This window comes from Bradyrhizobium sp. AUGA SZCCT0431, from assembly GCF_018131065.1.
GTDB lineage: Bacteria > Pseudomonadota > Alphaproteobacteria > Rhizobiales > Xanthobacteraceae > Bradyrhizobium.
The window spans coordinates 232,069-256,135 of the sequence record NZ_JAFCLR010000003.1; the positions used below are offsets into that span (position 1 = coordinate 232,069).

Consider the following 24,067-nt stretch of genomic DNA (forward strand, 5'->3'; position numbering starts at 1 on the left):
TTGGTCCTCGCGCCCGGTCATTGGTTCGCCACGAGATAGCGCTTGGAATCCGCGAGGATCACGTCACGTACCGCTTCGTGATATTTGATATAGCCGGTGCAGCGGCAGATGTGTCCGTCGAGCGCTTCGGCGATGGTCTTTTCGAGCTCGGCGCGTGCCACCGGCGTCTTCGCCAGACGCTCCAGCAGCACCTGGCCCTCGTTCAGGAAACCGGGCGTGCAATAGCCGCACTGGAACGAGAAATGTTCGATGAATGCCCTCTGCAGCGCCGTGAGCTCGCCATTCTTCGCATGCCCCTCGACGGTGCGAATGGCCTTGCCATCGAAACCTACCGCTGAGACGACGCAGGTCGGGCTGGTGGAACTTGTTCCGTCTGCGTTGTCGACGATGACGGCGCAGCTCAGGCACTGCGCGGCACCGCAACCGAACTTGGTGCCGGTCATGCCGAGATATTCGCGCAGGAAATCGTTCATCGAGAGATCGTCGCGCACGTCCGTCGGTCCGTGCGCGCGGCCATTGATCGTGATGCTCAATTTGGTCACGCGAGCACTCCCTTGAGCAGGTTGGCCGTCACCGGCAGGGACTGGAAGCGACGGCCTGTAGCGTCGAAGATGGCGTTCAGGATCGCCGACACCACTGGAATCATCACGACCTCCGCGATGCCCTTTGGTGGCTCATCAGGGGTCAGCGGCGGCAACCTCTCGATTTCGAGGTCCCACAATGGCAGGTCCGATCCACGTGCGACGAGATACTGCCCAAGATTCCACTGGCCGTTGCCGGGACCACCTTCATAAGGTGGCAATGTCTCCAGCAGCGCATAGCCGACAGCCATGGCAAAACCGCCTTGCGCCTGACCCAGTACCACTTCGGGCACCAATGCCCGGCCGCATTCAAACACGCTGTAGGCCTTGGCGATCCGCAGCGCACCGGTGGAGCGCTCAATCTCGACGCGGACCAGCGTTCCGCACGCCGATGTGTAGGTATTGCCGGACTGGTTGTTGACGGTTGACGGGAATTTGACGCTAACGCGGTCGATGCGCGCAAATTTGCCGTTACCCTTGCGGACAGCCAAAGCATCAATCTCGGCGCGGTGTTGCTCGCCGGCGATCGGAAAGCGCGCGCGCGACCACTCCCATCGGGAAAAGGCGTGCGCCACTGCGCCGGTCACCAGATTGCGTGCATGCGCTTTCGCGGCCAGCAACGGCAACGGCAGCGGCGCAAGACCAGACATAACAAGCTGCCCATCTTTCCACTGCGCCTTTGCCCAGTCCCTGGCGCGCGGATCGTTCGGGGTGATGCTCCACAACTCAAGCGCCGCCGGCCACAGGCCAAAGCGGAAGATCACGCGTGCCGCCTCTCCGGCCGAATGGGTGCCGACATGCGCGCCGATCGAGGCGCTGGTCGCCGAACTGATCGCGGGTACCCATCGCGGGTCCTTCTCCGCCCGGTCCTGCGTCTTTTGATCCATCGTGTAGGAATTGCCCGACGTGACCAGCCCGAGAACGTCATAACTATCGACGCGCGCGACCGACACTTCGTCGGCGACGGCGCCGAGATAGATCGCCACCCGATTGGCCAGTGCGGTGCCGATGCCGTTGCCCATCTCGACATGGTCGCAATAGATCGTGATCTTGCCCTCGGCCGAGAGCTCGACTCGCCCCAGCGAACAATCGGCCCCGGTGCCGTAGTCCTTGGTCACACAGGCGACCCCGGTGCCGACGAGAATACCCGGCTGCGCGGCTGATTTTTGCTGCGCGCGCTGCTGCCAGATCGGATGTTTCTCGAGTTTGTCGAGGATTTCCGGAGTACGAACCGAGACGCTGTAGCGATTGCCGCACATGGTCCGGCCGTTGGGCTTCAGCAAGTTGCGGCGCCGAAACTCGATCGGATCGAGCGGCAGGGCCGTTGCCACCTCGTCAATGAGGACCTCCAGCGCGGTCATCGACTGCAGCGTTCCGTAGCAACGCATCGATCCGGCCGTGACGCCGCGCGAATGCAGAGCGACCGTGGTCACGTCGACCTTCGGAATGTCGTAGATGCCAATTGCCGCGGTCGCAGCAACGGTTGCGACCTGGCCCGAAAGATTCGCGAGGCCACCGCCGTCAAGGACATGGTCCGCTGCAAAGGCCTGAATCTTGCCTGTCGCTCGATCGACGCCGATCCGGGATCGCATCTTGAAAGCATGGCGTTTGATGCCGCTCTGGAACTGCTGATAGCGATCGTGCGCCAGCCGGACCGGACGGCCGGGAAAGAACATCGCTGCCAGCGCCACGTAGAATATGAACGGGGTGTGGTCGCGGCCCCCGAAACCACCGCCGACATACGTGAACTGGGCATTGATGCGCGCCGGCTTGAACGGCGCCTGGGCCTTGCCCAGCAGATACTCAATCGATTCCGCAGCCTCGTAGGGGGACTGGACCCCGAGAACGAGTTCAAGGCTTTCGCTCTTGTTGTTGTACCAGGCGAGACCGGCTTCCGGTTCGAGAAACATCGGATCGACGGATTGGGTGTCGAACTCGCGGTCCAGCACCAGCAGGTTCGAATTTTTGGCCGCGAGTTCGCTACGGATCTGTTCGCCATAGACCGCGGCCTTGGAGTACGGCGCCGGCGTGTCCTTTGCGAGCGGGGACCAAACCGGGAGTGGCGAGCTCTGGGAGCGTCCCGGGCTGACCCAGCCCGCGAGGATCGGCGAATAGACATCGGGCGCATCGGGTGTTGCGCCGGCCACGCGCGTGAAGCGATTGGCGCCGTAGCCCGGCATCGCAACCGGGCCGGTCTCTTCGCCGAAATTGACGAACGTCCCGTCACGCAGCACCAGCCGTGCCTGATCGAAGGCGTCGAACGTCTCGAAGATCAACAGCGCGACCGGTTGCCCCATATAGATCGGCGTCTTGCCGACCGGACAGAACAGGTCGCCGGTATAGAATTCGGGAACGCGGGTGCCGATCTTGTCGAGATCCGCCGCGGTCACCACCACCGACGGCTTGAGCGCGCCGCTCAGCCGCGCCAGATCCATGCCGATATAGACTCGCGTAGCATCGGGCGCGCGAACCAGGATCGCGTGCGAGGTGTTTTGCGGCCAGCCCGGCAGATCGGACGCGCGGAAATCCGACGCGTAGAGTTTCGCACCGGTAACCTTGGCGACACCGTCAACGCGGCCAGCACCGTTGGCCGCAGGATTCCAACCCTCGCGCCCCGGAAGCACTGCACGTGGGGGCAACCCGGCTGCCTCCGCCGCACTTAGGCGCGACAGGCTAAGGGCGATGCCGCTTGCCGATATCCACTTTACAAATTCGCGTCGCGAAGGCCGCATGTCCCACCTGTTGGTCAACGCTGTCATCCACATATCGAAGCAGCAATATGTCGACTCACACGAAGGGTCTGACGACGGATGCAAATTGATTCGTCGCAAAACAATAGAGGATGGCAGCCGGTTCTCAAACCGGCTGCGCAAGTCTTCCGGAACTACTTCAGATCGGCGATCGATGCCGGGCCTGGCCCTGTTGTCACCAACGCCGGCCATTGCTTCGAGCCGAACGGAACGACGGGCGGCAGGAACGGCGTCATGCCGCGCTTGCCGGTTTCCGCAACGATCGCGACACGCGCGTCGCCCCCCATCAGCTCGTAGTCCATCAGGTGATAGTTGCCAAAGAACAGCGAGCCGACCGAACGATCCGCAATGATACGGGTCAATGACTCCAGCATTTCGGCCGGCGACGTCGTGAAGGAAATCGTCTCGATCAGCAGCAAGCGGCTGTTGATCGCGTCAGGGCCAAAGAATTGCGCCAGGACGCTGAACAGCACGTTGTTCTGGCGCGCCACATAGATCGTGTTGCTCGCGGCATAGGTCTTGTCCCAGTCGGTACCGAGTTGCTTCTTCCAGTCCGCCAGCACCGTCATCCAGTGCCCGACTTGTGTCTGCGCCGCCCAAGTCACGTTCTTCGCCAGATACGGCGCTTGCTTCTTGCCGAACGCATCGAGCGTGGCGAATGGAACGACGCCCTTGGCAACGCACTCGTCCATGAACGCGAGGTTGTTCTGCAGGATGGTCCGATTATTGTCGCGCCAACCGGGTTCCATCGGTGTGGCGTCGAGGCCATCGAGCGCCGATTGCATGCGGCTGCGATAGGCGAGCATTGAGCCGCGCCAGGACTTGTCATCGGGATTGTCGACATAGGGGCCGACGACCTGGGCCAGCGCCATCGTGCTGTGGCCGACCGACTTCAGCAGTTGATAGACGATCGGCACCTGCGGCGCATCCATTGGCGCCATCCCCGGCCGGTAAAGGATCATCCGACCGCCGGCACCCGAGAACAGGCCAAGGATCACCGGATGCTTGCCCAGGATATTCTTCTGGAAGATCTTTGCTGCATCGCCATAAAGTTCGAACATGCCGGTGTTGAGCGCCAGCATGTCCTTGGTCGCGATATCCGAGGCCGTGGCCGCGGATTTACCCGAGATCGGCGCCATGTAGGCAGGCAGTGTTTGGGCGGTGGCGCCGCCGCCGGCAAGCAGGAGCACAGCCATCGCCAGACAGGGATGAAGCTTCATGTCACATTCCTCGCGGCATCGGCCTGGATCAGTAACCAGTCTCGCCACTCTCAATGATTCTATATGCGTTGGCCACGGCATGCGTTGGGTCGATGATGCAGATGGTTGCGGCCTGATTGATGCAATACGTCAAATGGGACAAGGCGCCTCCGGAGAAGGGCCAGGGTCAAACCAGCCGGCAGCGCGACGAATGTCGCATCTGAAGGTACTGGCGATCATCGCCCGGATCGCTAGACTTCGTCCCTGAAGCCAAGATGGGCCGGCAACAGGCCAAACAGAACAAGACTGGTTTCGGGGAGGTTCAAATGATGCGCTTGAGATTGGCGCTTGCGCTCGCGGCAACGCTTTTCGCGGCACAGACAGTCCTGACAACGGCAGGTCTGGCGCAGGACTATCCCTCGAGGCCGGTCCGGGTGATCGTCCCGTTCGGCGCCGGTGGCCCTGCCGACGTCACCGCCCGCCTGATCGGCAGCATCTTGCAGGAAAGCTTCGGCCAGCCCTTCGTGATCGAAAATCGTACCGGCGCCGGCGGCGTCATCGGCACGCTAGAGGCGGCCAAGTCACCGCCTGATGGTTACACGTTGCTGATGATGTCGAACACCCAGACCGCCAATGAGTCCCTGGTGCCGCAGCGCAAATATGAGCTGATGCGAGATCTCGCGCCGATCGCTCCGGTCAACTATTCCGACCTCGTGATCGTGATCCACCCAAGCGTTCAGGCAAGGACGCTGCAGGAATTCATCGCGCTGGCCAAATCGCAGCCCGGCAAACTGAATTATGCGTCGTCCGGCCAGGGCACGCCGTATCACATGGCCGGCGAGCTGTTCAAAACCATGGCCGGCGTTGATCTCGTGCATGTGCCTTACCGCAACAGCGGCGAGGCGCGTAGCGGCGTGATTGGCGGCCAGGTGCAGATGATGATTGACGCGGTTCCGACGATGGCGCCCAATGTTGCGGAGAACCAAGTGCGCGCGCTGGCGACCACCGGCAAGACGCGCTCCACCGTGCTGCCCAACGCGCCCACGACGATCGAGGCTGGCGTTGCCGGGTATGAGGCGACCATCTGGCTGGGATTGATGGCTCCGGCAGGAACGCCAAAGGCGGTCATCGACAAAATCAATGCCGCCGTGAACGCCGCGGTGAAACGGCCGGATATCGTCAAGCTCTGGACCCAGCAGGGCGCGGTTCCCATGGCGATGACCCCGGAAGAGTTCGACAAATTCCTGCGCGGCGATATTGTGAAATGGGCCGAGGTCGTCAAGAAGTTCGACAAGCCCCAGTAAAGAAGCGCCAGCCAAGGCCCACCCACGATGCCGAGCGTTCGATTTCGCCTTAATGGCGTGGAGACTGACGTCGACGCCGATCCCGATCGGTCGCTGCTGGATATTTTGCGCGGGCAGCTCGGCGTGACCGGACCGCATTTCGGCTGCGGCGCGGGTGAATGCGGCGCCTGCAACGTCATAATCGGCGATCGCGCCGTGGCGGCCTGCGATACGCCGCTGTGGTCGGTGGCGAACAAGGACATCACGACCACCGAGGGCTTGGGAACCCCTGAGCGACCGCATCCATTGCAACGCGCCTTCATCGCCGAACAGGCGCTGCAATGCGGTTATTGCGTCTCCGGAATTCTCATGAGCGCGGCCGCGCTGCTGAAACGAAATCCCAAGCCCGGCAGCCGAGAGGTGAAAGAAGCGCTCGACGGTAACCTTTGCCGTTGCGGCTCACATAACCGCATGGTGCGGGCGGTGCTGCGCGCAGCCGACGAGATGGCCGCGGAATGAACCAGCCAGCGCCCAGCCCGTCCTCGCCCAAATTGCCGGTGAATCTCGCGGCAAACCCGAAACTGTCATCCTGGTTGAAATTTTCGCCGCAGGGACAGGTGACGGTCTCGCCGGGCAAGGTGGAGATCGGGCAAGGTATTGTAACGGCCCTGGCCCAGATCGCCGCCGACGAACTCGACATCGATATTTCCCGCGTGCAGATGATCCGCGCGTCAACCGCTGTCAGCCCTAACGAGGGCGTGACTTCAGGCAGCCTCTCCGTGCAACAATCGGGCCGCGCGATGCGGCATGCCTGCGCCGAGATACGCCAGATATTTCTTCAACTGGCATCGGAACGGCTGGGTGTCGACATCGCGGCGCTCGGTGTCGAGGACGGCACCATTTCAGGGCCGGGCAATGTCAGGACGAGCTATTGGGAGCTTGCGGAAGAAGTCTCGCTCGATCGCGACGCGACGCCCGATGTGAAGGCGAAGCCGGCCACACGCCGCGCGCTCGCCGGAAACTCGGTGCAGCGGATCGACATCCCCGACAAGGTATTCGCGCGGGCGCGCTTCATTCACGATTGGGCATTGCCGGAAATGCTGCACGGCCGCGTGTTGCGGCCGCAGAACGCGCGCGCGAAACTCATCGGGCTGAAGGACGGCAGTGTCCGGACGATAGCAGGCTTCGTCGCTGTTGTGCGCGATGGCAGTTTCGCGGGCGTCGTCTGCGAAACCGAGCATGGCGCGGAAGCAGCGCTGCAAGCCCTACGCAAGGGGGCGGTCTGGGCCGACGGCGCCCCACTTCCCGACGAAAGCGATTTAGCTGCATTCCTGAAGGCCGAACCCTCGGAAACAACGGTCGTCGACAAGCGCATCGCATCGTCGCCCGGTGCCAAGAAGCGGACCCTTCAACGGCAATATAGCCGCCCCTATATCGCCCACGCCTCGATCGCGCCTTCCTGCGCTGTGGCACAGTGGGATGGCGACCGCGTCCACGTCTGGACCCACAGCCAGGGCGTCTATCTCCTGCGCACCGATCTGGCGCTGGTTCTCAAACTGCCGGCCGAAAACATCATAGTGGAACATATGGAGGGCGCCGGCTGCTATGGACATAACGCAGCCGACGACGTTGCGCTCGACGCTGTATTGCTCGCCAAGGCCGTCGGCGGCCGACCGGTGCGGGTGCAATGGTCGCGCGAAGGCGAGATGTCGGATGCCCCGTTTGGCGCCGCCATGACGATCGAGATTGAGGCCGATCTCGACGCAGCGGGCGAGATCATCGACTGGCACCATTCCATCTGGAGCAACGGCCATGTGGCACGGCCGGGGCGCGCGGCGCAACCGGCGCTGCTGGCGGGATTCGACCTGGAAAATCCGTTTCCGCGGATGATCTCGACCAATCCACCGCAGGCCAATGGCGGCGGCGGTGATCGCAACGCCGTACCTATCTATGACTTCCCATCCTGGCAGATCGAAAGCCATCGCCTGACGACGATGCCGATCCGCACCTCCGCGCTGCGGACGCTTGGCGCGCAGGGCAATGTATTCGCGATTGAATCCTTCCTTGATGAGATCGCCGCCGAGCGCGGCGAAGACCCGGTCGCATTCCGGCTGCGTCACTTGACGGATGAGCGGGCAAAGGACGTGATCCGCGCCGCTGCAAAGCGCGCCCGGTGGAAGCCGGAGAAGCAGCCCGGCATTGGCTACGGCATCGCTTTTGCCCGCTACAAGAACACGGGCGCCTATTGTGCCGTAGTCGCCGAGATTGAGGGGGCCGACGATATCCGCGTCCGAAAATTGACCCTGGCGGTCGACGTCGGTGAGGCCATCAATCCCGATGGCGTCATCAACCAGATCGAAGGCGGCGCGATCCAGGCCACGAGCTGGGTGTTGAAGGAACGCGTCCGCTTCGACCGGCAACGCATCACCAGCACCAATTGGACGGAATATCCGATCCTTCGCTTCAGCGAGGTGCCGGAGGTAGAAGTCGAACTGATCCAGCGCCCGGAGATGGACCCGGTCGGTGCCGGCGAAGCTGCCCATGGCCCGGTCACGGCGGCCATTGCCAACGCCGTGTTCGACGCGCTCGGCGTGCGCGTGCGCCATCTTCCAATCACGCGCGAAAGTATCATCGCTGCCATGGAGCAGGCCCCATGAGCAACCTGAACATCCTGAGCGGCGGCGCGGCACAGGGACTGGTCGGCAGCCTGGCTTCGAAATTCAAGGCGCAGACCGGTTTCGATATCGCGGGAGAGTTTGGCGCGGTTGGCGCCATGGCCGACATATTGCGCAAGGGCACACCGGCCGACATCGTCATATTGACCGCAGCGATCGTGGCCAAGCTTGCCGAGGAGAAGCTGGTGGTCGCTTCGTCGATCGCAAATGTCGGCTTGGTAGAGACCGCCCTCGCCGTTCGCGCCGGCGATCCTCGGGTTACGGTCAAGGATACCGTCGGCTTGCGCGAATGCTTGCTTGCATCGGATGCGATCTACGTGCCGGACACGGTAGCCTCGACCGCCGGGATTCACGTCGCGAAGGTTCTGGCGCAACTCGGCATCACCGATGAAGTCGCCGCACGGCTCAACATCTTCCCGAACGGCGCGACCGCTATGCGCGAAATGGCGGCATCCGATGCGCGACGTCCGATCGGCTGCACGCAATCGACCGAGATCATCAGCACCAAGGGCGTCAGCCTGTCCGGGACGCTGCCACCCGGCTGCGAACTCGCGACTATGTACACAGCTGGTATCGCTACCAGGGCTGCCCACGCTCCCCAGGCGCAGGAATTGATCGGCTTGTTGATCGGCGCAGGGCAACAAGAACAACGCGAGCGCTCAGGGTTTATCAGCATTCCGAAATAGCCGCATCTTCCAAAGGGTTCTATCGTGAAAATCATCGACCTGAGCCGAGAGCTCTATCATCGCACCCCGAGCTATCCGGGTCACCCACCTGTCATCCACGGCGTCTGGAAGACCCACGACGAATCCCTTGCCGAGTCCGGTAACGTGCACGGACTTGCATCGATGTTCATCTCAATGGTCGACCACGCCGGCACCCACATCGATGCGCCCCGGCATTTCGGCAAGAGCGGCATATCGATCGACCAGTATCCGCTGGAGAAATGCATTGTGCCGGGTATCTGCCTCGACCTGCGCCACATTCTGCCGCGCGCCGAGATTACGCCCTCCGATCTCGAAGTGGCGGTGAAGAAGGCCGACCTGCCGGTCCCGAGAGGCGGCACCGTATTGCTCTGCACCGGCCACCACGAACGCACGTTCCCGCGCAAGGAATATTCGAACGACAATCCCGGCGTGAATGTCGCCGCGACTGAATGGCTGGCCAAGCAAGGCATCGTGCATTTCGGCATCGACTCGATGCGGCCTGGTCCCGAAGGCGACGTGAACGCGCTCGTTCACAAGGCCTGTCTCGACCTCGACATCACCCACATCGAGAGCTTGTGCAATCTGGAAGCGCTGCTCGGTAAAGGCCGGTTCACCTTCATCGGCCTGCCGATGAAGTGGCGCGGGGGCACCGCCTCCCCGATCCGCGCTGTGGCCGTGTTCGACCTGTGAGAATAATATCGTGAAACGCGCCGAAGAATTAGCCGGCTGCACGCCGCTATTCGCCTTCGTCGCCAGACCCGGCTTCGGCCAAGGCCTGCAGCGGCTCGGCCTTCAACACAACGATCGCGCCGTGCTCGAGCCGCACCCAGTCGCGCGCCGCCCACGCCCGCAACTGCTTATTGATGCTTTCTCGGGTCATACCGACCATCTCGCTGATCTCCTGCTGGGTAATCGCGATAGTTCGGCCCTGCGGTTCAAGCTTGTGTTTCTCGGTTAAGCGAAGCAACGCGCTGGCCAACCGACCCGGCAAATTTTGAAGGATGACCTGTTCGACCTGATCGCTGGTCCAGCGAATCCGCGTGCACAACAGTTCGATGAATTTCATCGCAAGCCCCGGCTGGCTGCGCACGAAGGGAATGAATTCGCGCCGGTCGATCGTGAAGAGCTCGCAGGCGGTGTTCGCAGTCGCGTCTGCCGAGCGGACAGAGGCGTCAAGCAGCGCGATTTCGCCAAAAATCTCCCCCGCCCCGATCAGGTTCAGGATTGCATTGCGGCCATCGGGCGACGAAATACTGATCTTCACCGTGCCGGAGATCACGGCAAACAGGCTGTTGCCGGGATCTCCCTTGGCGAAGATCGTCGCGCCCCGCTTCAGCGTGACGTGTTTGGCGTAACGGCAGAGTTGATCGAAGGCTTCGGGCTCAAGGTCGACAAAATAGGGATGCTTGCGCAAAACCGACAGTTTGCTGCTCGAAAATCCCTGAGCTTCACCCGTCCTTTGTTGAGGCACGCCAGTCAAACTCCAGAAACTGTTCGGGATGTAGCTCTTCCGTAATCAACGCCGGTTGGCTTTTCAACCGGAAAGCATCCTACTGCGTCGATTTAGCGGCCAAAACTCAAAGGCAGCCCAGGCATTAACGCTCCGATAACCCTGGAACCCGCGATCGGATGGTACGGGCATCGAGCTATCCCGTCACGCGGAAATAGCCAGACGCCATTGAGGCACCAATTTCGGCCTGTAACCAACTTCGCCGGCGCAACTCCTGGTCAACCTTTCCAACACAGACCTCCCTAGTTGCATGCGTCCGTCATTCGTAACGGCGACACAGAATGGACCGCGGCAGCGCCGACCGCTTCCCTCCGGCGGCTTATTCGTTCGCGATACCCATTTCCTTGATCACGCGCGCGTATTTGGCAAGCTGATCATGCGTCATGACACGCAATTCTTCCGACGAACTGCCGCGCACCGCAAATCCCAGCTCCTCCAGCTTGCGGCGTACTTCGGGATCACCGACCGCCTTCAGCGCCTCGGCGTTCAACCGAGCGATGATCGCCTTCGGCGTGCCGGCAGGAGCAAGAATCGCAAACCATGAGTTGAAGAAGAATCCTGGCAAGCCGGATTCAGAGACGGTCGGCACGTCGGGGAATTGCGCCAATCTTTTCTCGGTAGTCACTCCGATCAGTTTGAGTTGGCCGCCGCGCACCAGGGCAGCAACCGTACCGAGCCCCTGGAAGCCGACTGGAATCTGGCCTGCGGCGACATCGGTTGCGGCTTGCGTTGCGCCCTTATAGGGCACGTGGGTCAGCGATATGCCGGCCGCGGAAGCAAACATCGCCATGGCCAAATGCTGCGGGCTGCCCGGGCCACCCGAGCCATAATCGATCTTGCCAGGTGCTGCTTTCGCGGCTGCGATCAGATCCGCCGCGCTCTTGAAGCTGGCCCGATTGCTGGTGACCAGCCCCCACTCCACGGTTGCAACCAGCGATACCGGCTCGAAATCCTTCAATATGTCCCAGCGCATCTTGGACTGCAGGTTGGGCACCATGGTCATGATGCTGTCGTTGAAGCCCCCGATCGTGTAGCCGTCCGGTTCAGCCCGCGCGACCTGCTCCGCCCCGATCATCCCTGAGGCGCCAGGCTGGTTCAGGATCACGAATTGCTGGCCCATATTGTCGGCCATTTTCTGCGTCACGATCCGCGCCGCCACATCGACCGCACTTGCTGCAGCCAGCGGCACTATCATCTTGATAGGCCGGTCCGGATAGGATGTCTGTGCGATCGCATTAGAGCTCAGGAGCAGCGCGAGCGCCGGAATTAACGACTGGAGAAGGCGCATTTCATGATTCTCCTCAGGCGGTCAGCATTTGGGATATGGGCCACATCTTCCGGAGAATGATTGCTCCTCCACATCCAACTTGGCAATGTGACGGATGATCCGATGCGTCAATCGACATGCCGGGGAGGAGCGCTAACCGGACAAGGGATGCAATGGCGCGACAATGTCCCGAAACGCCACCGGCCGTTGGCCTAAGAGGCTCCTAAAGCAATTTCCCATCCGGCCCGAAGAATGGGTGCGGGCCATCAAATGTCCCGATCGGCACCTGATGGGTGACGATGCTGCCGAAGTCCTCGCCCGGAAACCAGCTGTGGAGGTGGAAGGCTGGCGGCTCCACCTTGAACGAGGGCTCGCGGAGTTCAGCAAGGTCAAGATCGACCGCGTGGTTCGCCGCCGGGCAGATGGTGGTCGGCACGCCCGCGAACATCGTCAGTGCCGCACGGTGAACATGACCGGCCGAGATGAGCTGCACGCGCGGATGACGCCGAACGATGGGGGCGAGCTCGCTGGCGTTGAGGAGATTCTGGCGATCCATGTGCCAGATTCCGGCCTTGAAAGGCGGATGATGCAGGAACAGCAGCGCTGGTCGATCGGGCGAAGCAGCCAGTGTCGCGTCAAGCCAGCGCAGCGTGGGCTCTTCGAGTTCGCCATGCGGCTTTTGGTGTACGCTTGAGTCCAGCAGCAGCAGATCCAGCCCGCCGATCTCAATCTTCTGGTTGAGCGGCCCAGACGCCAAGGCATATGGAGCGGAGGGAAACGCATCGCGCATCAGCTGACGCGAGTCGTGATTGCCGGGAATGCCGGCGAACGGGAGTTTCAATGGCGTCAGTAGCCGCTTGAGGTACTGATATTCCTCAGCCGTCGGCGTATCTGCCAGATCACCTGATATCACCACAAAATCAGGCGCCGGCTGAAATTCGTTCAACGCAGCGACGCAACGCTCAAGGGCCCTGGCAGTATCGACCCGGCCATAGGCGAGCGAGCCCGGCGGCTTGATATGCAGATCGGAAATTTGGGCGATACAAACCGGTTTTGGTGACATCGGCGTTCTCAATTATCGGACGGCAGCAAACGGACAGCATCCGGAGAAATCAACAGCCCGACCCGTTCGCCGGCCTTCGCTTGTACCGTATTCGGCGCATCAACAGTAAATAGCCTATTGGATACACCACTTATCACCAGGCGTTGCCGGTCGCCAATAAAGCTGACGCTGTCGATGACGCCGGAAAGCGGGGCACTCCCCGTCTCCACTACGCGGATCGTTTCGGGACGAATCATGGCGACCACGGTCGGAAAATTTGCGTCGATCCCGATCGCCTGCCGCCCGCCCGGTAAAACGAGATAACCGTTCTCGATCGGGGACTCGATAATATTAGCGGCACCTATGAATTCCGCCACGAAGCGACTTTGCGGCGTGAAGTAGATCTCGCGCGGTGTACCGATCTGGGCAATCGTTCCCTTCTGCATGACAACAACACGATCGCCGAGTTCCATCGCTTCGGCCTGGTCATGCGTCACGTAGATCGTGGTGATGCCAAGCGCACGCAGCAGGCGGTTGAGTTCGCCGCGTAGCCGATCGCGTAGCGCCGCATCGAGCGCCGTCAAGGGTTCATCAAGCAGAAGGATACCCGGCCGAATTGCAACTGCACGCGCCAGTGCCACGCGTTGGCGCTGCCCTCCGGAAAGCTGGTCGATGCGGCGATTCTCCAGCCCGGCAATATTGGTCAGCGCCACCAGTTCGGCGACGCGCGCCGCACGCTCCTTGGCCGGCACACCGCGGATCTTCAGGCCATAGCCGATGTTGTCAGATACGCTCATGTTGGGAAACAACGCATAGGACTGGAACACCATACCGACGTTGCGCCGCTCGATCGGCACCGACGTCATGTCCTTGCCGTCGAACAATACCTTGCCGCCGGGATCAGGCAATTCGAGGCCCGCGATGATGCGCAGCATCGTGGTCTTGCCGCAGCCGGACGGACCTAGCAACACCAGCGTCTCGCCGCGGGCAATATCGAGCGTCGCGGGCTCCAGCGCGCGCGTTCCATCGATAAACGTCTTGCCACAGGCCTCAATTCGCACCGAGGCGCCATGTCCCGCTGACGCACTCATCTCTTCTGTTCCTTCTCGGCAAAAAACTGCATGGCCACCAGCAGCGGGATGATCATCACGAAGAAGATCAGCGTATAGGCCGACGCGACCTCCAGTCGCATCGAGGCGTAGCTGTCCGCAAGCCCGATGGGCAGCGTCTTGGTCAGGGGCGTATGAAGCATCCAGGTGAGGTTGAATTCGCCAAGCGAGAGCGTCACCACCATCAGGCTGCCGGCAAGTATCCCCGGCACTGCATTCGGCACGATCACGTCGCGGAAGCGCCGCCATGGCGATGCGCCGAGCGAAGCCGCGCCTTCGTCGAGCGTCTTGATATCGACCGTTGCAAACACCGCCATCACCGACCGCACCATGAACGGCATGGTGAAAATGACGTGCCCCACCAGGATGAAGAGCCAAGAACGGCGGAAGTCGCTGAAGCCTTGGTAGGTGAGCAGCAATGCCAGGGCGATTGCCAGACCTGGTATCGCCAGCGGCAGCGTGATGATCTCCTCGACGATGCGCGACAGCCGCCCTCCCCGCACGTGCAAGGCGTAGGCTGCGGGAACACCTATGACCAGCGTCACGGCGAGGGTTGCAAAGGCGATCACGAATGACAGCAGGATAGTGCCGGCATAGAGCTCCCAGACCTGGACGACCCATTGCGGGGTCACGCCGGACTGGATTCCGCGAAAATAGTTCACGGTGACTCCGGCGGAAATCGACAGGATCGCGGGCACCACCAGGAATGCGGCGACGATCAATGTAAAAATTAGCTGGCCGGTGAAGATCAGACGATCACGCATGGCTCATCCAGCCGCCGCAACTGCGCTGCCGCTGAAAGAGCGGGCGAGCGCCAGGATGAACCAGGTAATGATGCCGAGCCCGACCGACAGCGCGGCCGAAGTCGAAAAATTCGCAGCCAGCGTGAACTCGGTATAGATCAGCATCGGCAACACATCGATGTTGGTCGCCAGCGTAAACGCCGTACCAAACGCCCCCATCGCCGTCGCAAAGGCAATCGCACCGGAAGCGACGAAGGCCGGCGCCAACGCCGGCAACACGACATCGCGCTGCACTGCCCATGGGCTGGCGCCCAGCGAACGGGCGGCTTCCTCGAGGCCGACATCGAGCTTCTGCACCGCGGCCATGATGGTGAGAATGACGCGCGGAATCGAGAAATAGAGATAACCGAGGAACAGGCCGTAGATCGAATAGGCAAAGACCAGCTTTTCGCCAAGCACGCGGTTGGAAAGATCGCCGATCAGCCCCTGGCGTCCGGCGAGCAGGATAATCAGGAAGCCGATAACCACGCCGGGAAACGCCAGCGGAAAGGTCAGCATCGCAATCAGTACGGCGCGGCCGGAGAAGCGATGCCTCTGCAGGAACATTCCAGCAATCGTCGCCACGACCAGCGTCACAATAGTGGTCGCAGCCGCCAGCACGACCGTATTGATCAAGGTTGCGCGGTAACGCGGCTCGGTCAGGATCGCCAGATAGCCCGCAGCGCCCTGTGGGCCTTCCGCCCCGGTCACGACCAGCCGCGCCATCGGAAGCAGGAAAAACGCCGCCGTCACCACCGCAAGCGGCAGCAGGCACAACCAGACAAAGGATCTATGCGACATCAGCAGAAGGCGCCCCGGGCGAAGGACGCCATATTGCCTCAGCGAACCTCGGCGAGATAGCGGTCGACGAAGCCTTTTTGCATGTTTTCCATCTGACCCCAGTCGACATTTTTCGCGCGCGTGTAGTCGCTGTCGGGCAGGAACTTCTTCTTCACGGCGTCAGGCAGCTCGATCGGCCGCGCGGGACGCAGATAGGCGTTGGTCCAGATCGCCTGCCCCTTGTCGGACAGAAGATAGTCGAGAACCTTTTTGGCCTTGTCCTTGTGCGCCGCGTTCTTGACGAGGCCAACGACGTAAGGAAACACCACAGAACCTTCGCAAGGGATCACAAACTCGAAATTGCCTTTCTCGGAATATTTCGCGCGATAGGCGTTGAAATCGTAATCCAGCAGGATCGGCATCTCGCCGGAAACCACACGGGCATAGGAAGTCTGCTTGGGGACGATCGGGTCGTTCTTTTTCAGGTCCTTGAAGAAGCTGATCGCGGGATCAAAATTGGCCGCCGAGCCGCCAAGCGCCAGGTTGATCGCGACTGCAGCGACATACCCGACCGCGGCTGAAGACGGATCGAGATAGCCGACCATACCCTTATAGTCGGGCTTCAGGAGGTCCTTCCAACAGGCCGGCACCGGCTTGCCACCAAGCGCATCCTTGTTCACGAACAGGCCAAGCGTACCGGAATGAATCGTGGTCCAGAAACCGTCGGCGTCCTTCAGGCCGGCTGGGACCTGATCCCAGTTGGCGGGCTTATAAGGTTCGAGGGCATCCTGCGCCTTGGCCTTCATGCCGAAGGTAACGCCAAAATAGCCGATATCGCCAACGGGGTTGCTCTTCTCGGCCAATATCTGCGCCAGCGCCTGACCGGAGTTCTTGTTGTCGTGCGGAATATCGTAATTGAGGTCGGCCTTGATCGCCTTGAGCATCGAGGCCCAGTCCGCCCATTCCGGGGGACAATTGTAGCAGATGACGTCGGCCGCTTTGGCGGATTGCCCGGGCGGAACTAGCGATAGCGCCAGCAAGGCAAGAACAAAGCGGACGGTCTTCATGGAAAACTCCGATTTTGCGAGGCAGTGAAAGGATTTCAGCACCAACCGGGGACCAAGTACAGGCCGCGTATGAAGGATTTGCGACAAACCATTTTGCTATGCAGCAAACGGTGCCGCGTCGCTTCCAGCATCCGGCAATTTCGCCCAACTGCGATTTCCGCTAGGCTCGCCCGTGAGAGGATCCGCTGCATGTATCAGCCCACCGGCGTCAGAACTTCGCCTAAACTGCTCATCCCTGATCGCATGAAAGCCTGGGTTCTCGGCGACCCGGATCAACTCGCTTTGCGGAAGAAGCCGGTGCCCGTTCCCGCACGGGCTGAAGTCCTGGTCCGGATCGATGCAGTTGCGATCTGCGCGACTGACCTTGAGATCATTCATACAGGCTCGCCGGCGAGCATTCAGGGCGGCCTGCCCTTCAATAAGGATTTTACGCCGGGCCACGAATATATGGGCACCGTCGCAGCTCTCGGGCCTGACGTCGACGAGTTCGAAATTGGGGAGCGTGTTAGCGTGGAGATCCACGCTGGTTGCGGCCAGTGCAAGCGATGCCGCCAGGGCATGTACACCTCGTGCCTGAATTACGGGAAGCCCGAGAAGGGTCACCGCGCCAATGGATTCACCACCGATGGCGGTTTTGCCGAATACGCCGTCAATCACATCAACACGCTGGCGCGCGTCCCTGATACCATGAGCGATGCGGAGGCGACGCTGGTCGTCACCGCCGGCACCTCGATGTATGGCTTGACCGAATTGGGAGGGTTGGTGGCCGGTGAGAGCGTTGTGGTGATCGGCCCGGGACCGATCGGATTGCTCGCGGTGGCCGTCGCCAAGGCGCTCGGCGCCAGCCCGGTGATCCTGACGGGAACGCGCAACAGACGGCTCGCGATCGGCAAGGAACTCGGCGCAGACCGCGTGATCAATATCAACGACGAAGACGCAGTCGAGGTCGTCAAACAACTCACCGGCGGTATTGGCGCCGACTATGTGGTGGAATGCGCTGGGAATGAGACGACAATCAATCAAGCTATTCATATGACCAATCGTGGCGGAAAAATTTGCCTCGCGGCGTTTCCGCATGATCCCGTCACGATGGATATCGCGTATCTCGTAAAGAACAACATCTATGCCTACGGCATTCGCGGCGAAGGTCGCAGCGCGACCCGCCGCGCTATGGCGCTGATGGCAGAAAAGCGCTTCGACGCAACGAAAATCCATACACACACGTTTCCGCTGGCCGATCTGCCAACTGCGCTAAGATACGCGCGTGAGCGTGTTGACGATGCTATCAAGGTGGTCGTTACCAATCCGAAAGCGAGCTCGATCGCGAGCGCAGCAGCCGAGTGAACACCGGTTTTGCTCGTCGTTCGTCAGATTCGACCCAGTGCAGTCAGGATAATTTGGGGCGTCAGCGGAATTTCAGTAATGAACGTCCCGAATGGCCTGAGCGCGTCATTGACTGCATTGGTTACCGCAGCCGCGGCTCCCGCCGTTCCGGCCTCGCCGGCGCCTTTCGCGCCTAATTCCGACTCCAGCGTCGGCGAGACCACGTGGCCGACATCAATATCCGGCATTTCGCCGGACATCGGCACCAGATAATCGGCCATGTTGGCGTTGGTGAGCTGGCCATGTTCGTCATAAACGCATTTTTCGAATAGCGCGGCGCCAAGGCCCTGCACCACCCCGCCCCTGATCTGCTCGTCGACCAACTGCGGATTGATGATCGTGCCGCAATCCTCCACGACCCAGTGCTTCAACAATTTGACAAAGCCGGTGTCGGTATCGACCTCCAGCCATGAGGCCTGGACACCGTTAGTAAAGGCGAAGGGATATTCTCGCGGGACAAAATGCCGTGTCGCCATCAGCTCCGCCTGAATGCCCGGTGGCAGCGTATCGGGGCGGAAATAAACGATCCGCGCCAGTTCACTCAATTCAATGCGCGGCGCGCCATCGCTGACGTTCACAACATTATTGCTGACGATGTCGAGATCGCCGGGTGACGATTGCAGGATGGCGGCGGCGACATCGAGGATGTTCTTGCGCAGGACCTTGGTGGCCTGAAGTGCGGCCTCACCGCCGATGCCAGCGCCGCGCGAAGCCCACGTGCCGCCGCCATAGGGCGTGTTGTCGGTGTCCCCCAGAATGACGCGAACGCGATCCATCGAGACACCGAGCACGCTGCCGACGATCTGGGCGGTGAGCGATTCCGAACCCTGCCCCTGCTCCGTGATGCTGGTTTGGCAGACGACGGCTCCCTGAGCATCGAGCCGCACCGCAACGCCATCCTGCGACGATATCTTGGCGCCGCCGACGCCATAGAATGCCGCGCTGGGATTGGTGACTTCGATAAAGCTGGCGATGCCGATACCGCGATGAATATTTCTGGCTCGCAACGTCGCCTGTTCCGCGCGCAGCGCGCCATAGTCCATCATCTTGATAAGTTTCGCCAACGCGGCATGGTGCGACAATTGCTCGAAACGCAAACCTGAAGGCGAGGCACAGGGATAAGCGTCGTCGGCAATCAAGTTGCGGCGGCGAATTTCGACGGGATCCATGCCGATCTTCATCGCCGCCAGATCGACCAGACCCTCAGTTACCGAACAGGCGATCGGATGCCCGACCGCGCGATACTGACACATGACGTTCTTGTTCTGGAACACGACGCGGGCACGGGCGCGGTAGTTCTTGGTCACATAGGGCCCACCGACCAGGTTGACGACCTGATTGGCCTCGATGGCGCTGGTTCGCGGATACATTGAATACGGCCCGATACCCGTGAGATCGTCGATCTCGAACGCCGTAATGGTGCCATCACATTTGACGCCGATCTTTCCCTTGCAGCGATGGTCGCGCGCATGGATATCGGTGTTAAAACTCTCGACCCGGTCGGCGACGAACTTGACCGGTCGCCGCAGCAGTTTCGACAGTGCGTAAGTCGCCATTTCGTCGGCGTAGATGTGGACCTTGATACCGAAGGAGCCGCCGACGTCCTTGCAGACCACGCGGACCTGGGACTCCTGAAGACCGAGATGCAGCGCCGCAATATTCTGCACCATATGCGGGGCCTGCGTGCCCTGATAGATCGTGAGTCGCCCTTCGGCTGCGTTCCAGTCGGCAACTACCGAACGCGGCTCCAGCGTCACGCCGGTGTGCCGCCCAAAAATGAATTCTGCTTCCACCACCTCGTCGGAGGCAGCAAAGGCCGCGTCGACGGTGCCCGCGTCATGATTACGCTCGAAGGCCAGATTGTCGCCGAGCGCGGGATGGATCACAGACGTTGTGGGATCGAGCGCAGTTTGCATGTCCGTCACGGCGTCGAGCTCTTCATACGCGACGGAGATATGTTCTGCCGCGTCCTCGGCGGCGGCGCGGCTAGTTGCGATGATTGCCGCGACGGCTTCGCCCTGCCAGCACACCCGATCAACCGCGATCGCGCTTTGCGGCGCAGATTTGAGACCCTTCAAGTGCGAGAGCACCCCAACCCACGGCGTGATAACCACAGCAATTTCCTGGCCGGTGACGACGGCAATTACACCCGGCATACGTTTTGCCGCTGCTGCGTCGATACCTGTGATTCTTGCATGCGCGTGCGGCGAGCGCAGGAACACAACATGCGCCATGCGCGGCAGTTCGATGTCGCTGACATATAACCCGCGTCCCTGCATCAGCCGGTCGAGGTTCGGCCGCGGCACGGTCTTGCCGATATAGGAGTTTGGCCGATCAAGCACCGAAAACGCGTCGCGATTCTCAGGTGTATGCGTCATGGCGCGCGTTCCGCGCGCAACCGCGCTGTCGTCTCAATTGCATCGATAATCGCTTGATAGCCGGTGCAACGGCAATAGTTGCCGGAAAGGTGCTCACGAATCTCTTCCCGATCTGGCTCTGGCGTCTGCCTCAGCAGATCCTGCGCCGCCATCAGCATTCCCGGTGTGCAGAAGCCGCATTGCAGAGCGTTGCGATCGCGGAACGCAGCCTGCAAATCCGCGATTTCACCGCTGTCGGATAACCCCTCGATCGTTTCGACCGACCCTTCTTGGGCCTGTACCGCCAGTATCAGGCAGGAGCGCACGATCTCGCCATTGAAGCGCACCGTGCAGGCACCGCAAGCCCCGTGCTCACACCCGACATGCGTGCCGGTCAACTTCAGATGCTCACGGAGGAAGTCGGCCAGGTTCAGCCGCGGCAGCACATGGGTGTCGATACGCTCGCCATTGACTTCGAGGAAAATGGGCACAGGGGTCATCGCGCGGGTACCCCCGACTGCAAATCGGGACGGCAAAGCAGCGTGGACACGCAACGCTGAAGCAATACTTTCGCGAGGTGCCGCCGCATGGCCGGAGTAGCCTGCTGATCCTCCTGGGGATCCAGCTCTTCGCCCAGTACCGCGGAGGCTTTGGCCAGGACTTCCGGCGTGACGGCGACGTTAACAAGTTTCCCGGCAGCCCCGGCGAGCAAAGGCCGGTCGCCCACGGCAAAGAAACCGAGGCGGAGATCAGTGAACTGCTGGTCTACGATGGTCGACTGGGCCGCCAAGCCGACAATGGCATAGTCGCCGTGACGGCGGGCAAATTCATGGAAGAAGTGCGCGGAATCTTTCCGCGCGACAGGCAGTTCGACGGCAACCAGCAGTTCCTGTGGCGAAAGTGCCGTCTCATAAATGCCGGTGAAGAATTCTTGAGCAGGGATTCGCCGCTCGCCGCGTGGCCCGCAAACAATGACGGTTGCGCCCAGCGCCACCATGCAAGCCGGCAATTCGGAAGCCGGATCCGCGTGCGCAAGGCTGCCGCCGAGCGTGCCGCGGTTGCGGATCGCCGGATGCGCGACATGGGAGGTAGCATCCCTCAACAGAGGAGCATGGGTCGCGATTTCGGGAGATCTCAGGACGTCCACGTGACGCGTCAGCGCACGAACGGTTAGGACGTCGCCTTTCACAACTATCCCGCGAAGCTCAGCCAATTCACCGATATCGACAACGAATTCGGGGGAGATCAGGCGCAGATTCATTGCCGGCATCAGACTTTGGCCGCCGGATAACACCTTGGCCCTGTCGCCATACACAGCCAGCAACTCCAGCGCATTCACGACGCTGGTAGCGCGGGCGTAAGCGAAAGCCGAGGCTTTCATTTCGACGCAACCTCCCCCGGCCGGATATCGGCATTTTCTTTGGATTAGACGGCGACAATTTTTAAAGGTCAAGTTTGTTTATCGAGTGATTATTTCGGTGCCTGCGATTTTGGGACTTGTTATCATGTTGCGGTCGAAGCACGTTTCCCACCAAACGAAACGCCTGCCCTTGGGGAGGAGCAGACCATGAAGCTTGGGTTCTTCACGATGCCCATCCATCCTGTCGACAAGGATTGGCGGCTGTCCCTCAAAGAGGATCGCGAAGCCTTCCTGCTGGCCGACGAACTCGGGTACAGCGAAGCTTATGTCGGCGAGCACGTCACCGACAAAGCCGAGAACATCACCTCCTGCATCGCATTCATCGCCTGGCTTGCCGCGGCGACCAAGCAAATCAAGCTTGGAACCGGCACCATCAACATGCCGAACACTCATCCGGCGGCGCTTGCAGCCTCGATCGCGATGCTCGATCACATGCTCGACGGCCGCCTGATCTTCGGTATCAGCCCCGGTGGGCTACTGTCCGACGCTGAAGTTTTCGGCAATCTCGACGCAGATCGCAACGCGATGTTCCTTGAGGCGATCAATCAGGTCCTTGAGATCTGGGCAAGCGAGCCACCGTATAACCTCCAGGGCAAGTACTGGAATGTATCGGTACAGAAGACCCTGATTGAGGACATCGGCCAGGGGTTCATCGCGCGCCCGCTACAGCGGCCGCATCCACCGATCGTGGTGACGGCAGTGGCGCCGTTCTCGAAAGGCGTGACCGAAGCCGCTGCGCGCGGCTGGGATCCGATTTCGGCGAACTTCCTGATGCCGGCTTGGGTCAAAAGCCATTGGCCGAAATACGTTGAAGGCTGCGAACGCGTCGGCCGCCCCGCAGAGACGGCGAACTGGCGGGTCGCCAAAAGCATATTTGTCGCCAAGGATGCCGCCACGGCAAAAGCCTATGCCACGGATCCGAACGGGCCGTACGTTTACTATTATCGTTCGCTGTTCACCAAGCTGAAGCGTGGCGGCCGTATCGAACTGTTCAAAACGCGCCGCGATCAGCCTGACGAGGAAGTGACGCTCGAGTCGATCTGCGACAAACTCATCATTCACGGCACGCCCGATAGCGTGGCCGACCAACTGCTGGCTTTTCAGGAGGAGACCGGGCCATTTGGCACCCTCCTCTATGCCGGCAAGGACTGGAAGGATCGTGAGCTTGGACGCCAGTCGATGATCCTGATGGCCGAAAAAGTCATGCCGCGCGTCAACACAGACATGTCCGGCAAGGCGTCCGGATAGATCAATTCATTCAGGGAAATCCGCCGTGGCTCTTAGTGATCGTATCCCCTATCAGGCCCAAATCGACCGACCAAAGTTGACGCTTCCCGGCGGCAAGAAGCTCGCCGTATGGGTAATCCTCAATGTCGAGGAATGGCGGATCGAGAACGCGATGCCGCGGACGGTGCTGAGCCCGCCGATGGGCCAACCGCTGCTGCCTGATGTGCCGAACTGGTCCTGGCATGAATACGGCATGCGGGCCGGCTTCTGGCGGCAGTTCAAGGCGCTGACCGACCGCAAGATGCCGGTAACGTTGGCCCTGAATGCCAATGTCTGCAATTCCTATCCGCGCGTTGCGTCCGCCGCGCTCGAGGCCGGCTTCGAGTTCATGGGTCACGGATTCCTGCAGGGCCCGATGCACAAGCTCGATAACCAGGCCGATGCGATCAAACGCTCCGTCGAGACGATTGCAAAGTTCACCGGCAAGCCACCTCGATCATGGGAGAGCCCGGGCCTGACCGAGACCGCGGAAACGCTCGATCTCCTGCGCCTCAACGGCATCGAATATCTGGCGGATTGGGTCATCGACGATCTGCCGCAGGATATCGCCACGCCCCACGGCACCATCACGACGATCCCTTATTCGGTCGAAACCAACGACATCGTCGTCCATGCGCTGCAACATCAGCCCTCCGAGCAATTCCTGAAGCGTGGCATGGATCAGTTCGACCGGCTCTATCTCGAAGGCGAATCGAACGCGCGGATCATGGCGATCTCGATCCATCCCTATATTACGGGGGTCCCGCATCGCATCAAATATCTGGAGGCGCTGCTGGACTACGTCATCAGCCATGACGGCGTGGCACTGATGACCGCAAGCGAGATCGGCGACTGGTATCGCGCGGAAACAGCCGGAAAATAACGGCTG

General features: G+C 61.0%; 21 protein-coding genes. 8 read left to right on the forward strand and 13 right to left on the reverse strand.

Translation table 11 applies throughout. The features are described from left to right. Positions 1-17 precede the first annotated feature (17 nt). The 3 genes from JQ567_RS04130 to JQ567_RS04140 form a co-directional block, all read right to left on the reverse strand. Entirely contained in the window at positions 18-542 is a 525-nt protein-coding gene (locus tag JQ567_RS04130) for a (2Fe-2S)-binding protein (protein ID WP_212437605.1), read from the reverse strand. Next, complete coding sequence (locus JQ567_RS04135) at positions 539-3,313, reverse strand: xanthine dehydrogenase family protein molybdopterin-binding subunit (protein ID WP_212437672.1); 2,775 nt, start codon at positions 3,311-3,313, stop codon at positions 539-541. The genes JQ567_RS04130 and JQ567_RS04135 overlap by 4 nt, the downstream gene beginning before the upstream one ends. 152 nt (positions 3,314-3,465) lie before the next feature. Beyond that, entirely contained in the window at positions 3,466-4,551 is a 1,086-nt protein-coding gene (locus JQ567_RS04140) for a hypothetical protein (protein ID WP_212437606.1), read from the reverse strand. Between the two features lie 308 nt (positions 4,552-4,859). On the opposite strand from JQ567_RS04140, the gene JQ567_RS04145 reads away from it, so the two are divergent. The 5 genes from JQ567_RS04145 to JQ567_RS04165 are packed head-to-tail and all read left to right on the forward strand — an operon-like array spanning position 4,860 to position 9,885. Beyond that, complete coding sequence (locus tag JQ567_RS04145; RefSeq protein WP_212437673.1) at positions 4,860-5,834, forward strand: tripartite tricarboxylate transporter substrate binding protein; 975 nt, start codon at positions 4,860-4,862, stop codon at positions 5,832-5,834. Positions 5,835-5,861: 27 nt separating this feature from the next. Beyond that, positions 5,862-6,332 carry a (2Fe-2S)-binding protein gene (locus tag JQ567_RS04150; RefSeq protein ID WP_212437607.1) on the forward strand — a complete coding sequence of 157 codons (471 nt, stop codon included), beginning with the start codon at positions 5,862-5,864 and terminating at the stop codon, positions 6,330-6,332. Beyond that, complete coding sequence (locus JQ567_RS04155) at positions 6,329-8,470, forward strand: molybdopterin cofactor-binding domain-containing protein (RefSeq protein ID WP_212437608.1); 2,142 nt, start codon at positions 6,329-6,331, stop codon at positions 8,468-8,470. Before JQ567_RS04150 ends, JQ567_RS04155 begins: the two co-directional genes overlap by 4 nt. Continuing rightward, positions 8,467-9,174 (forward strand): substrate-binding domain-containing protein, encoded by a 708-nt coding sequence (locus JQ567_RS04160; protein ID WP_212437609.1) that lies wholly within the window; start codon positions 8,467-8,469, stop codon positions 9,172-9,174. Before JQ567_RS04155 ends, JQ567_RS04160 begins: the two co-directional genes overlap by 4 nt. Before the next feature lie 24 nt (positions 9,175-9,198). Further along, positions 9,199-9,885, forward strand: coding sequence for a cyclase family protein (locus tag JQ567_RS04165; RefSeq protein WP_212437610.1), 687 nt, complete (start codon positions 9,199-9,201; stop codon positions 9,883-9,885). A gap of 46 nt (positions 9,886-9,931) precedes the next feature. On the opposite strand, the gene JQ567_RS04170 is transcribed toward JQ567_RS04165, so the two are convergent. From JQ567_RS04170 to JQ567_RS04200, 7 genes are all read right to left on the reverse strand, one after another. Next, positions 9,932-10,666, reverse strand: coding sequence for a Crp/Fnr family transcriptional regulator (locus tag JQ567_RS04170; protein ID WP_212437674.1), 735 nt, complete (start codon positions 10,664-10,666; stop codon positions 9,932-9,934). A 358-nt stretch (positions 10,667-11,024) separates the two neighbouring features. Beyond that, positions 11,025-11,993 carry a tripartite tricarboxylate transporter substrate binding protein gene (locus JQ567_RS04175; RefSeq protein WP_212437611.1) on the reverse strand — a complete coding sequence of 323 codons (969 nt, stop codon included), beginning with the start codon at positions 11,991-11,993 and terminating at the stop codon, positions 11,025-11,027. 202 nt (positions 11,994-12,195) lie between these two features. Next, positions 12,196-13,035, reverse strand: a complete 840-nt coding sequence (locus JQ567_RS04180) for a phosphodiesterase (RefSeq protein WP_212437612.1) — start codon at positions 13,033-13,035, stop codon at positions 12,196-12,198. An 8-nt stretch (positions 13,036-13,043) separates the two neighbouring features. Continuing rightward, positions 13,044-14,105, reverse strand: a complete 1,062-nt coding sequence (locus tag JQ567_RS04185; protein WP_212437613.1) for an ABC transporter ATP-binding protein — start codon at positions 14,103-14,105, stop codon at positions 13,044-13,046. After that, entirely contained in the window at positions 14,102-14,887 is a 786-nt protein-coding gene (locus JQ567_RS04190) for an ABC transporter permease (protein WP_212437614.1), read from the reverse strand. Before JQ567_RS04190 ends, JQ567_RS04185 begins: the two co-directional genes overlap by 4 nt. A 3-nt stretch (positions 14,888-14,890) precedes the next feature. Then, the gene (locus tag JQ567_RS04195) at positions 14,891-15,706 is read right to left on the reverse strand and encodes an ABC transporter permease (RefSeq protein ID WP_212437615.1); all 816 of its coding nucleotides are present in this window, start codon (positions 15,704-15,706) and stop codon (positions 14,891-14,893) included. 38 nt (positions 15,707-15,744) lie between these two features. Continuing rightward, entirely contained in the window at positions 15,745-16,752 is a 1,008-nt protein-coding gene (locus tag JQ567_RS04200) for an extracellular solute-binding protein (RefSeq protein ID WP_212437616.1), read from the reverse strand. A 189-nt stretch (positions 16,753-16,941) separates the two neighbouring features. Between JQ567_RS04200 and JQ567_RS04205 the strand changes: the two genes are divergently transcribed. Next, positions 16,942-18,096: a zinc-binding dehydrogenase gene (locus JQ567_RS04205; protein WP_212437617.1), complete on the forward strand. Its 1,155-nt coding sequence runs from the start codon at positions 16,942-16,944 to the stop codon at positions 18,094-18,096. Positions 18,097-18,119: 23 nt separating this feature from the next. Here the strand turns inward: JQ567_RS04205 and JQ567_RS04210 are convergent, their stop codons facing one another. The 3 genes from JQ567_RS04210 to JQ567_RS04220 are packed head-to-tail and all read right to left on the reverse strand — an operon-like array spanning position 18,120 to position 21,873. After that, a complete protein-coding gene (locus JQ567_RS04210) occupies positions 18,120-20,513 on the reverse strand; it encodes a xanthine dehydrogenase family protein molybdopterin-binding subunit (protein ID WP_212437618.1) in 2,394 nt (797 codons plus the stop codon). Beyond that, a complete protein-coding gene (locus JQ567_RS04215; protein WP_212437619.1) occupies positions 20,510-20,992 on the reverse strand; it encodes a (2Fe-2S)-binding protein in 483 nt (160 codons plus the stop codon). Before JQ567_RS04215 ends, JQ567_RS04210 begins: the two co-directional genes overlap by 4 nt. Further along, on the reverse strand, positions 20,989-21,873 hold the full coding sequence (locus tag JQ567_RS04220) for a xanthine dehydrogenase family protein subunit M (RefSeq protein ID WP_212437620.1): 885 nt from the start codon (positions 21,871-21,873) through the stop codon (positions 20,989-20,991). Before JQ567_RS04220 ends, JQ567_RS04215 begins: the two co-directional genes overlap by 4 nt. 186 nt (positions 21,874-22,059) lie before the next feature. On the opposite strand from JQ567_RS04220, the gene JQ567_RS04225 reads away from it, so the two are divergent. Then, on the forward strand, positions 22,060-23,160 hold the full coding sequence (locus JQ567_RS04225) for an LLM class flavin-dependent oxidoreductase (protein WP_212437621.1): 1,101 nt from the start codon (positions 22,060-22,062) through the stop codon (positions 23,158-23,160). Between the two features lie 25 nt (positions 23,161-23,185). Further along, positions 23,186-24,061: a polysaccharide deacetylase family protein gene (locus tag JQ567_RS04230; protein ID WP_212437622.1), complete on the forward strand. Its 876-nt coding sequence runs from the start codon at positions 23,186-23,188 to the stop codon at positions 24,059-24,061. The last annotated feature ends 6 nt before the right edge of the window (positions 24,062-24,067 follow it).